An 11874-nucleotide genomic window follows, 5' to 3' on the forward strand; every position below is an offset into this window, starting at 1 on the left:
CATGGCCCGGCACGAGATCCTCGCCGCCCTCATCGCCGCCGCCGGCACCCGCCAGGCGGACCGCCGCGACCCGCATCTCGATCCGGCCTCGGCGCCGCTGGACAACCGCGACGTCGGCGGCCTGCTGCGCGCCGCCGCCGCGCTGGCCGGCCATCTCAACTACTACGGCGCCGACCCGCGCCTGCCATCCGGCGACTGGAGCGACTTCCTGCCGCAACAGGCCAGCGGCGAAAGCGACGCTGCCTACGAGGCCCGCCTCGCCGCGCTGGCCGACGACGACAGCGGCACGTTACCGCCGCATCTGGCGCTGCTGGTCGCCGCCTTCCAGGTCGCCGCCCACCCGCGTGCTCTGCTCAACGACTTCACCCGCAAGCACCTGGATTTCCAGATGCAGACGGTGCTCGGCCTCACGCCGCGCCCGCCGGTGGCCGACCACGTACATGTGCTGGTCGAGCTGAAGAAGGGCGCAACGCCGCTGGAGATCGGCACCGACGCGCGGCTGGCGGCCGGCAAGGACACCCGCCAGCAGCCGCTGTTCTACCGGCCGGTCCGCACTATGGTCGCCACCCAGGCGCGCATCGCCAGCCTGCGTAGCATCGCCCTCGGCAGCGACGGCCGGCTGCGCTTCGCGCCGGTGGCCGATTCCGCCAACGGTCTCGGGGCCAAACTGGCCACCGATCCGCCCAGCTGGCACCCCTTCGGCGTGCGCCACGGCATTGATGCCGCGCTGCCCGACGCGCCGGTCGGTTTCGCCCTCGCCTCGGCGGTGCTGCGCCTCGCCGAAGGCAGCCGGCAGATCGACGTGAGCCTGGAGCTGGACGGCATCGACTCAAACCATAGCGGCGAGCAGCTCGCCGACGCCTTCGAGGCGCGCCTGTCCGGCCCCAAGGGCTGGCTCGGCCCCTTCCCCATCGCCCGCGCCGACTCCACCCTGGCCGCCGGCAGCTGGACCTTCAGTCTGCGCCTCGACGCCACCCAGCCGGCCATCGTCAACGCCAGCCCGGCCCTGCACCAACAGGCCTTCCCGGCCGGGCTGCCGGTGCTGCAACTGATGCTGAAGGAAGGCTCCGCCGCCTTCGGCCGCCTCGCCGGCCTCAAGCTGCGCCGGGCGCGCATCAGCGTGAAGGCGGACGGCCTGCACGGCCTCGCCCTCGAAAGCGATTTCGGCCAACTCGACCCGAAGAAGGCCTTCCTGCCCTTCGGCCCGCAGCCCGGCGTCGGCACGCGCTTCTACGTCGGCTGCGCGGAAGCCCTCGGCAAGCGCCTGTCGGCCCTCAGCCTGCAGATCGGCTGGCAGGGCGCGCCGACCACCCAGGCCGCGCTGACCGCGCTTTATGCCCACTACTCCGGCCAGGGCAATCTGGCCAGCGGCGTGTGGGCCCAGGCGGAATGGGCCGACGCCGCCGGCGCCCATCCCGCCGGGCGGGTCTGCCTGGCGCCGGCCACCGGTGGCCGCGCCACGCTGGACCTGAGCACCAGCAGCCGCGCCGGCCTGCCCCGCCCCTACCGCTGGCTCACCGTCTACGAAGCCTTCGCCCGCGCCGGCAGCGCCTATGCCCGCCGCGAAGCCGGCTTCCTGCGCCTGCGCCGCGGCGTGGCCTCCGACGCGCCGGCCGCCAGCGCGCCGCGGGCCGGCTTCATCACCCTGGCGCTGGACACCGATCTGCTCCACGCGGCGTGGCGCAGCGAGGCCGTCGCCGGCCTGCTCGCCACACCGAAAGTGATCCTCGGCGAACCATGGACACCCAAGGCCCAGGAGATCAGCCTGTCCTACCAGGCCGACGCGGGGCCGAGCCGGGTGGACGACGACAGCGATGCCAGCTTCGCCAACGCCGAGGTGGAGTTCTTCCACGTGGACGCCTTCGGCGTGTCGCGGGAGCATGCTTGGCTCACGGGTCGCCACCCGTGGCTGGCGGCCGGCGCTACTGGCACCATCCCGCTGCTGCCGCCCCACCGGGACGCCGGCGAGCTGCTCATCGGCCTGTCCGGCCTCGCCCCCGGCGATCCGCTGAGCCTGCTGTTCCAGGTCGCCGAGGGCAGCGCCGATCCCCTCGCCAACGCCCAGCCCCTGAGCTGGGCGGTGCTCGCCGACAACGCCTGGCGGCCCCTCGCCAGTGGTGCCGAGCTGACCCTCGACACCAGCCGCGAGCTGCGCGCCAGCGGCCTCGTCAGCCTGGTACTGCCCACCGACGCGACCACCGACAACACCCGCCTGCCGGCCGGCCTGATCTGGCTGCGGGCCGCCATCGCGGCACAGCCGGAAGCCACCTGCCGCCTGGTCGGCGTGCATGCCAACGCCTTCGAGGCGGTTTTCGAGGACCACGCCAACGCGGCCGACCATCTGGCCAGCGCACTGCCGGCCGGCAGCATCACGCGCTTCGTCGCGCCGGCGCCGACGCTGAAGGCGATCAGCCAGCCCTACGCCTCCTTCGGCGGCACGCTGCAGGAAGACGCCACAGGGCTGGCCCGCCGCGCCGCCGAACGCCTGCGCCACCGCAACCGGGCCATCGCCCGCTGGGACTACGAGCGTCTGGTGCTGCAGGCCTTCCCGGCCGTCGAGCGGGTCAAGTGCATCCCCCACGCCAGCGATACCTCCTGGCTGGCCCCCGGCCACGTGCGGGTCGTCGTGGTACCGGACCTGCGCAACCGCAACGCGGTGGACCCGCTGCGGCCGCGGGTGGACCTCGACACGCTGGAACGGATCAAGGCCTTCCTGCTGGCCCGTGCGCCGATGGGGCTGGACGCCACCACACTGGCGGTACGCAACCCAGCCTACCGGGCCGTGCAGGTGGATTTCAAGGTCGCCATGCGGCCCGGCTACGCCTTCAGCTACTACCGCGCGCAGATCAACCAGGCCCTGCTGCATGCCCTGTCGCCGTGGGCCTTCGACGCCAGCACAGCCCTCGAATTCGGCGGCCGCGTGCTGCGCTCGGCGCTGGTGGATTTCGTCGAAGGCCTGCCGTGGGTGGATTACGTCACCGACTTCCGCCTGTGCTTCGCCGACCGCCCGGATGAAGACCGGCCCGAGCTGGCCCCCGACACGCCGGACATGATCCTCGTCTCCGTGCCCGAACACCTGATTGCCGAGGTGAGCTGATGGCCGCCCTCCTGCCCGCCCCGACCACGCTACCCCGCGCCCCCGAGCCGGCCGGCCGCGACGCCCAGGCCCTCTACGACGAGGGGCTGGCCCTGCTGCGCCGCCTCGCCGGCGCGACGTGGACCGACCACAACCTGCACGACCCGGGCATCACCATCCTCGAACTGATCACCTGGGCCCAGTCCGAGCTGGGCTACCGGGCCGAGCTGCCGCTGGAAGACCTGCTGACCCCGCCGCCCGGTGCGCCGCTCGCCCTCGCCGACCGCTTCCACCGGGCCCGGCAGGTGCTGCCGACACGCCCGCTGACCGCCCTCGACTGGCGCAAGCAACTGATCGACCTGCCCGGCGTGAAGAACGCCTGGGTCATGCCCGCCGACGCGCCGCCCCTGTACGCCGACCTGCTGCAGCGCCAACTCGCCCGTACCCCACCGGCCCACGGCCACTACCGGGAAGTGCGCATCAGCGGCCTGTACCGGGTCGCCATCGATTTCATGGACGCGGTGAACACCCAGGCCGAGCGCGAGCCGGTGCTGCGCGCGGTACGCGCCACGCTGGAGGCCAATCGCAACCTGTGCGAGGACTTCGTCGCCATCGAACCGGTGCCGACCGAGAGATTCGCCCTGTGCGCCGAGCTGGATCTGGAAGCCACCGCCGACGTCACCGAGACCGCCGCCCGCCTGCTGTTCGCCGCCGCCCAGGCCATCGCCCCGCCGGTGCCGAGCTACAGCCTGGTGCAGATGCGCACGCGCCCACTGGCCGACGGCCGCCCGCGCGGCGTGGACGACATCTTTGACGGCCCGGCGCTGCAGGACGGCTTCATCGACGAGGCCGACCTGACGGCCTCCGAGCTACCCGCCGAGCTGCGCCTGTCCGACCTGATCGGCGTGCTGATGGACGTGCCCGGCGTCCGCGCGATCACCGACATCGTCCTCAATCCCCTCGACAGCAGCGGCAACCCACAGCCGGTGCCCAACCGCTGGCGGGTGCCGGTCAGCGCCGGCCACCTGCCGCGCCTGGCCATCTCCACCGACGGCGAGACACCGGCCGGCCGGCTGGTGTTCCGCAAGCGCGGCCTGCCGGTAGCCGGCTGGAACCTCGCGCAGATGCCCACCGCCGTGCGCGAGCGCCTCGACGCGCTGCTCGACGCCGCCCGCCAGGCCGTCGAAACGCCGCGCGCCGAAGACCTGCCGGTGCCCGACGGGCGCTGGCGCGAGCTCGCCGCCTACCGCTCGGTGCAGCTCGACTTCCCGCCCCTCTACGGCCTCAGCCAAGCCGGCCTGGGCGGCACCCCGGACGCCCAGCGCCAGGCCCAGGTGCTGCAGCTGAAGGCCTATCTCAGCTTCTTCGACCAGCAGATCGCCAACGACCTGGCCCAGCTCGCCCAGGCCGCCAGCCTGCTGTCGGTGGCGCCAGCCGAGCTCACCGCCACCGCCGACCGCTTCGACGGCCTGCCCGACGACGCCCACGTGCTGGCCGCGCAGACGGTGGACAGCATCGTCGGCCACGACCAGGTGTACGCCGCCGACGTCACCCCGACCCTGCTCGCCAACCTGCAGGAGACGCCGGCCGAGGCGGCCATCCGCCAGCACCGCCTGCTCGACCACCTGCTGGCCCGCCTCGGCGAGGACTTCTCCGAGTACGCCGCGGCGATGGCCTCCGCCTTCGCCCACACCGACGACGAGGTGATCGCCGACAAGTGCGACTTCCTGGCCGACGCCGCCGAGCTGTCGGCCAACCGCGCCGGCGCCTACGACCAGAGCCTCGACGGCCCCACCGACCTGTGGAACAGCCTCAACGTCAGCGGCCTCGAAGAGCGTCTGGCGCGCCTCTTGGGCATCGCCGACTTCAGCCGCCGCAACCTCGGCGCGGTGTCCTACGAGACCTACGCCGAGATCGACACCACCCCCGGCGACGAATTCCGCTTCCGCATCTATCGCGCCAGCGACAACAAGATCCTGCTGTCGTCCACCGCCAACTTCACCACCCGCGAGGACGCCCGCGCCCGCATGGTCGCCGCGATCATCCGCGGCCAACAGGCCGACGACCAGCACTACCGCATCATCCAGGGCAACGACCAGCGCTTCTACTTCAGCGTCATCGACACCGACGGCCAGCGGCTGGCGCGGCGCGTCGAGGGCTTCCCCAGCGAGGCGGTAGCCCGCAACGTGATCGCCGACCTGGCCGACTACCTGCGCGAGCACTACAGCGGCGAGGGCCTGTACCTCATCGAGAACCTGCTGCTGCGCCCCGGCCAGGACGACGACCCGCTGCTGCCGATCTGCGTGGACAGCGACTGCAGCGACTGCGCCGACGCCGACCCTTATTCCTGGCGCCTGCAGATCGTGCTGCCGGCCTACGCCGGGCGCTTCCAGCAGATGGATTTCCGCAACTTCGCCGAGCACGTGATCCGCAGCGAAGTGCCGGCCCACCTGCTGCCCAAGATCTGCTGGGTGAACGCCGACGACATGGCCCGCTTCGAGCTCGCTTACCGGGACTGGCTGTCCCTGCACGCCGGCGTCACCAGCGCCGACCGGCAAGCCAAGCTGCAGGCGCTGATCGACGCCCTCACGACGATGAAGAACATCTACCCGCAGCGCACCCTGTTCGACTGCTTCGCCGAATCGCCCAAACCGCCCTTCGTCCTCGGCAGCACCGCCCTCGGCAGCGCCCCCGACCACGTCATCAACCAGGAGACGGACCATGGCTGATCCGATCAAGGTCCTGCAAAGTCTCGCCGCGCCCCTCGCCAGCCAGTACGCGGTCTTCGAGCGCGACCAGGTCCTCACCCACACCCAGCTCAACGAAGTCACCAGCTGGCTCGACCAGCAGGACCGCCTGTCCCGCGTCACCCTGGTCGGGGCCGGCATCGTCGCCGGCTTCGCGGTGAGCAGCGACGGCGCCAGCGTGACCGTCGGCGCCGGCCTCGGCCTGACCTGCGACGGCGACCTGGTCCGCCTCGATACCGCCACCACCTATCCGCGCCTACGTCCTTACGACGCCACAGCGCCCCGCTACGAGCCTTTCTTCGATACGGCCAGCGGCGTGCTGCTGATCAGCGGCGAGCTGACCTCCGGCGACGACCCGCTCGGCGTACCGCTCACGGCCGGTGCGCTGGACGGCCAGGCGGTGATCCTGCTGGCGGAAACCACCGTCAGCGACCCCGACCTGTGCACCGGCGCCGACTGCGACAACCTCGGCCGCGAGCGCCAGCAACGCCTGCTCGTGCTGCTCGCCAGCCGCGACACCGCCGCCCGCCTGGCCGCCGGCCCGCTGACGCTGGCCGAACAGGCCCGCGAGTTGCCCGAGCTGATCGCCTGGCGCCCACAGCTGGGCAGCGACCTGGCCACCGCCGAAGTGCTGATCGCCCGCTACCGGGACGCCGCCGGCAAGACCCTGGCCGGCCTGGTGGACGCCCTGAAGAACTTCGCCGAGGGCTTCCCCGGCGTGCTCGCCACAGTGTTCCGGCGCAATCCCGTTGCCGACTGGATCGCCACACTGCAGCGCCAGCAAGACACCTCGGCCGGCGCGGTGCTGCCCTTCCACGATTTCCTGAAAGACCTGTGTGAAGCCTGGAACGCCGTCCGCGACGTGCTGCTGGACGCCGACGCGCTGCCCGCCGGCCCGCTGCCGGCAGCCTTTCCCAAGCACCTGGCAGCCGGCACCCTGGCAGCCCCCGACGACACCCGCACGGGCTTCTACCCGGCCGCCGCCGACGGCTACAGCCGCAGCACCGCCGCCGAGCTGGGCCTGCTGCTGAGCCGCTTCGACCAGCTGATCGCCAACTACGCGCCGCCCGCCGATACCACGCTGCGCGTGACCCCCAGCCACGGCGAAGAGCGCCCCCTCGGCGAACGGGCCATCCCCTGGTACTACACCGCCGCTATGAGCGCCGCCTGGAACCCGCGCCTCGCCGCCCGCCGCCTCGGCAACCACAACCTGGGCTACCGGGCCGCCGAGTACCAGGGCAGCCCGCGCGCCCTCGATCCGCTGGCCGGCAGCATCGCCGCCCACGACTTCTTCCGCGTCGAAGGCCACCTCGGCCGGCCGGTGGACGACGTGCGCACCGAGCTGAAGAAGCTCATCGCCGACCGCAACCTGCCCTTCGAAGTCCACGCGGTGCTGGTGCATAACCGCAAGGAGCTGATCAAGATCCGCCCCGGCATCCGCTACACCGACCTGCACCGCTTCCACTATCTGCTGCGCCAGGACGTGTCCCTGCGCCTCGACGAAAGCGACATCTTCTCCGGCCAGTACCTGGACAACCTGAAGTCTGCCATCGACAGCAAGGACATCCCCGACCAGACCGACACCGGCGTATCGGTCATCGCCGCCGCCAGCGAGGCCCGCAGCGCCGTCAGCAGCCTGGCCGACAACGCCAGGCCGGCCCTCGACCAGCCCACCTACAGCGCCTACCGGACCACCACCGAAAGCAGCCGCTGGAACAATGGCATCGCCGAAACCCTGCGCACCGTCGGCACCGCGCGGGTCAACCTGGGCAAGCTGTCGCGCAGCGACTTCGTGTCGCCGGTGGACTCCCTGATCCAGACCACCCACCCGATCTGGCTGGACTGGCTCGACAACCTCATCAAGGCCAAGGACGACAAGGCCGACGACAAGCTGTTGCTGGCCCGCTTCGCCACCGACAACCCCGGCCTCGACCACCTGGGCGGCGTGTGGCGCGGGGGCTGCTTCGTGCTGGCCTACGACGACAGCGGCAAGGTCGTCGCCGACTTCACCCTCGCCTACCCCTGCGCCGAGGTGGACGAAGCCGAGCCCGTCGAGCCGCCGCTGCCGCGCCCGCCGCAGCGCAGGCCGCCCATTGATGTCCTCCCGATCAAGGTCGTCAGACCGGTGGACCTGGTCGTGAGCACCCTGGTCGGCAGCGTGGTCAGTACCCAGTTCGACACCGCGCGACAGGCCCTCGCCGCTGACCTGAAGGCCGTGCAGACCGACATCCGGGCCAGGCTGGACACCCAGACCGCCAACGTGGAAGGCCTCGTCAAGGGCGCCTTCAGCACCAAGGACGCCACCGCCGCCGGCACCGTCGGCATCAAGACCGTCGCCACCGGCGACGTGGTGCTCGACCAGATGGTCAAGGACGTGGAGTACAAGCGCCAGACCGTGCAAAACCTGGTAGACATGGTCAGCCAGGGCAACCTGTCGGACGACAACCTGAAGCAGGCCCAGGCCATGCTCACCAAGGCCCAGACGGAACTGGGCGATGCGGTCGCCGACACCACTACGCGGGTCGTCACGCAGAAGGTGGACACCTCCACCGGCGCTGCCGCCGGCGTGGCTTCGGTGCTGGCCAACAGCACGGTGTATGTCACCGACGCAGCCGTCGCCGCCAATCTGGGCAACAAGCTGGAGGCCCTCAAGGGCAGCGCCGCGGTGCCGGCCCAGGCGGTGCTGATCAGCAATCTGCAGAACCTCAACCGCCTGAAGCGCTGACGCGGACACCGCCATGAGCAACATGCCCTTCCCCCACCGCATCCGCCGCCTGCTGTGGCTGGCGCGGGCGCCCACGCCGGCGGCAGCCTTCACGCTGCGCGGTGTTCTGCGGGATGCTGCCGAGCCGGTGCTGGCAGCCCTCGCCGACAGCCTGTCGGCCCACGCCCCCGACGACCGGGTGGTCCGCCTGCCACGCCTGGAACTGACGCTGCAGCTCGACAGCACATCGGGTGCGGACGCGCTGCCGGCCCAGGTTGCCGCCGCCGCCAACGCCGCCCTGGCCGGGCTGGCCCTGCAGCAAGCCGAGACACCACCAACCGGCCAGCCCGACCCGACCGACCGCACCCCGCCGACCGCCGCCCCCGGTAGTTTCCCCAGCCGTGCCGAATCCAGCCCCGCCGACACCGCGCCGCTGCTGCTGGCCTGGCGGTACAACGCGCTGGGCGAGCTGCGCACGGCAGTGCGCACCGCCCTCGCCCGGGTCGATGCCGAAGCCGGCCATAGCCAGCCACCGCCGGGCGCGACGCTGGACCTCGGCGGCGAGCCGCTGCCCCTGCCGGTCCCGACGCTGCGCGAGCTGGCCCGCCAGCTGGACACCCTGCCCACCGAAGACCACGCCCCGGCGGCGCCCCTTGGCACGATCGATCAGCCCCCCGCCCAACCGGCCGCCGCCGACATCCAGGCCCAGGCCGGGCTGGCCGCCTACCTGCATCACGGTAGCCCGGACTGGCCGCTGGCCGGCCTGCCGGACGACAGCCTGCGCGCGCTGCTGGCCGAAGCCGCGCTGGCCTGGGCCAGCCTCGGCTGCGTGCCGCCGGACATCCATGCCCAGTCCCGCACCGAACGGCTCGGTGGCCTGAGCCGCTGGCTGGCCTTGCTGCCGGCGGCCTGGCGCCGGCACGTGGTGAGAACCCATGCAGCCACCGCGCCCCACCATCCGCTGAGCCGCGCCCTGCTGGCCCTGCTCGCCGCCACCGCCGACCGGGACGACGGCGACAGCCTGTATGCCCAGGCCCTGTGGCTGGCGTGGACGCTGGAGGGCGAGCAGCCCACCGCCGACGGCCGCCACCCCTGGCTGCCGGTCGCCCGCGCCTGGCTCAGCGCACTGTTCGCCGCACGCACGCCGGAACTCCACTGGCAGGCCGTCCTCGACCTGCTGGCCGGGACGCCATTCCCGTCGGACAAGCCGGCAGCGCCGGTGCAGTCCATCGACACGCTGCCAAGCCAGGCCCCGCAGGCATTGGCCGCGTCCCGTTTGGCCTCCGTGCTCCCAATGCCCGCGGCGCCAATCGGCGCTCCCCTCGATTTCGACCAGCGCCCGGCCGCTCGCAGCACCGCCGGCCTGCTCGTGCCTGAGGCCGGGCTGGTGTTGCTGCATCCCTACCTACCACGCCTGTTCGAAGCCACCGGGCTGGTGGCTGCCGGTCACCGCGGGCCCCTGCCCGATGCCGTCGTGCCGCGCGCCGCGGCACTGCTGCACTGGCTGGCCAGCGGCACGGCGGCCCTCGAATTCGAACTGCCCTTCGCCAAGCTGCTGCTCGGCCTCACACCGGACACACCGTTCTCCCATGCGCTGCCCGGCCTGACGGAGGCCGAGCGTACCGAGGCCGAGGCCCTGCTGGCCGCCGTGCTGGTCCACTGGCAGGCCCTGCGCGGCACTACCACGGACGGCCTGCGCACCGCCTTCCTGCGCCGCCGCGGCCAACTGCGTCGGCAAGACGAGGCCTGGAAGCTGCGCGTCGAGCCGGAGCCCTTCGACATGCTGCTGGGCCTGCTGCCGTGGAGCATCGGCCTGGTCCGCCTGCCGTGGATGCCGTGGCCGCTGCTGACCGAGTGGGACACGCCATGAGGGGCGCCCGATGAACAGCCACGATCTGCCCTGGCGCCCCACCGATGGAGAGCCGGCGGACAGCCTGCTGCAGGCCGCCGCCGCCACGCTGGAGGCCGAGCTGGAATGGCTGGCCGACAGCCTGCGCGTCCGCCTGCAGACCTACTTCGGCCAGCCGCCCGGCTCGCCGCCGCTGCCCGCCGACGCCCCGCCCCTGGACCGGGCGGGCTGCCCGTATGCTGCCGCCGTGCGCCGCCGCGGTCTCGACCCGGCCGACCGGTTGCTCGTCGCGCTGGCCCTCGCCCCGCTGCTGCGCCCGCAGCTGCTCGATGTGCTGTGGTCGCGCAACGAGACGACCCAGCGCCCGTTTACCGAGTTCGGTGGCCGTGCCGACGGCGCCAGCTTCCAGCCCAGCGGCGAGACGGCCTGCTTCCTGCTGGCCGGCGACGCCCTCGAGCTGCGCCTCGCCGCGATCCGCCGCCTCGCCCCGGAAGGCCGGCTGGCGAGCGAGGACGTGCTGCGCCTGAGTCCGGCGGCGGCCGGTGACGGGCCGGCCAGCCCCTTCGGCGGCCCACTGCTGCTGTCGCCGCGTTTCCTCGCCGAAGCCCTGCCCGGCCTGCCGCTGCCCACCGGCGGCGAAGCTGGCATCCCGGCGCGGCGGGTCTTCACTGGGCTGGACTGGAGCGATCTGGTGCTGCCCGCCCAGACTCTCGCCCAGCTCGAGGACATCGGCCTGTGGCTGGTCCACGGCCGCACGCTGATGGAGGACTGGGGCCTGGGGCGGCGCATCGCACCGGGCTATGTGAGCCTCTTCCACGGCCCGTCCGGCACCGGCAAGACCCTGTCGGCCTGCCTGCTCGGCCAGCGCTGCGGACGCGAGGTGTACCGGGTGGACCTGTCCCAGGTCAGCTCCAAGTACATCGGCGAGACCGAGAAGAACCTCGCCCGCCTGTTCGAGGCCGCCGAGCAGGCCGGCTGGATCCTCTTCTTCGACGAGGCCGACGCGTTGTTCGGCAAGCGCAGCAGCGTCTCCGATGCCCACGACCGCTACGCCAACCAGGAAGTGAGCTACCTGCTGCAGCGCATCGAGGCTTTCACCGGCGTGGTGATCCTCGCCTCCAACCTGCGCCACAACATCGACGACGCCTTCCTGCGCCGCTTCCAGTCGGTGGTGGCCTTCCCGCTGCCGCGCCCGGCCGAGCGCCTGCGCCTGTGGCGCGAGGCCTTCCCGGCCCCGGTGCGCCTCGACCCGGCCCTAGACCTCGCCCAGCTGGCCCGCCAGCACGAGATCTCCGGCGGCACAATCATGAACGTGGTGCGCTACGCCTGCCTGCAGGCCCTCGGCCGCGGCGACGGCTCGGTGAGCGCGGCGGCGGCGGACGAAGGCCTGCGCCGCGAACTGCTGAAGGAGGGCCGGGCCAGCTAGGCCGGCGGCGCGATGCGCACCCCGCCGGATCTCCGCTGCCCGGCTACCGCCCCAGGCGTCACCTGTGGAGGT

Annotated in this window: 5 protein-coding genes; all 5 read left to right on the plus strand. The window is 72.4% G+C overall.

Annotated features, from left to right (window positions below):
• Position 1: 1 nt before the first annotated feature.
• From AC1PPK_RS02225 to AC1PPK_RS02245, 5 genes are read left to right on the plus strand one after another with little or no spacing between them, the layout of a single operon-like run.
• Complete coding sequence (locus AC1PPK_RS02225; protein ID WP_481116220.1) at positions 2-3097, plus strand: hypothetical protein; 3096 nt, start codon at positions 2-4, stop codon at positions 3095-3097.
• A complete protein-coding gene (locus AC1PPK_RS02230; RefSeq protein WP_481116221.1) occupies positions 3097-5805 on the plus strand; it encodes a hypothetical protein in 2709 nt (902 codons plus the stop codon). The genes AC1PPK_RS02225 and AC1PPK_RS02230 overlap by 1 nt, the downstream gene beginning before the upstream one ends.
• Positions 5798-8548 carry a hypothetical protein gene (locus tag AC1PPK_RS02235; protein WP_481116222.1) on the plus strand — a complete coding sequence of 917 codons (2751 nt, stop codon included), beginning with the start codon at positions 5798-5800 and terminating at the stop codon, positions 8546-8548. The genes AC1PPK_RS02230 and AC1PPK_RS02235 overlap by 8 nt, the downstream gene beginning before the upstream one ends.
• A 13-nt stretch (positions 8549-8561) precedes the next feature.
• Positions 8562-10397 (plus strand): contractile injection system tape measure protein, encoded by a 1836-nt coding sequence (locus AC1PPK_RS02240; RefSeq protein ID WP_481116223.1) that lies wholly within the window; start codon positions 8562-8564, stop codon positions 10395-10397.
• Positions 10398-10407: 10 nt separating this feature from the next.
• A complete protein-coding gene (locus AC1PPK_RS02245) occupies positions 10408-11802 on the plus strand; it encodes an ATP-binding protein (protein WP_481116224.1) in 1395 nt (464 codons plus the stop codon).
• The last annotated feature ends 72 nt before the right edge of the window (positions 11803-11874 follow it).

It is taken from the genome of Zoogloea sp. JDB1 (assembly GCF_056724025.1).

What these genes read in the sequence shown, in the direction of transcription:
- AC1PPK_RS02225 (WP_481116220.1), top strand. Translation starts at nt 2, where the DNA reads ATGGCCCGGCACGAGATCCTCGCCGCCCTCATCGCCGCCGCCGGCACC.
- AC1PPK_RS02230 (WP_481116221.1), top strand. Translation starts at nt 3,097, where the DNA reads ATGGCCGCCCTCCTGCCCGCCCCGACCACGCTACCCCGCGCCCCCGAG.
- AC1PPK_RS02235 (WP_481116222.1), top strand. Translation starts at nt 5,798, where the DNA reads ATGGCTGATCCGATCAAGGTCCTGCAAAGTCTCGCCGCGCCCCTCGCC.
- AC1PPK_RS02240 (WP_481116223.1), top strand. Translation starts at nt 8,562, where the DNA reads ATGAGCAACATGCCCTTCCCCCACCGCATCCGCCGCCTGCTGTGGCTG.
- AC1PPK_RS02245 (WP_481116224.1), top strand. Translation starts at nt 10,408, where the DNA reads ATGAACAGCCACGATCTGCCCTGGCGCCCCACCGATGGAGAGCCGGCG.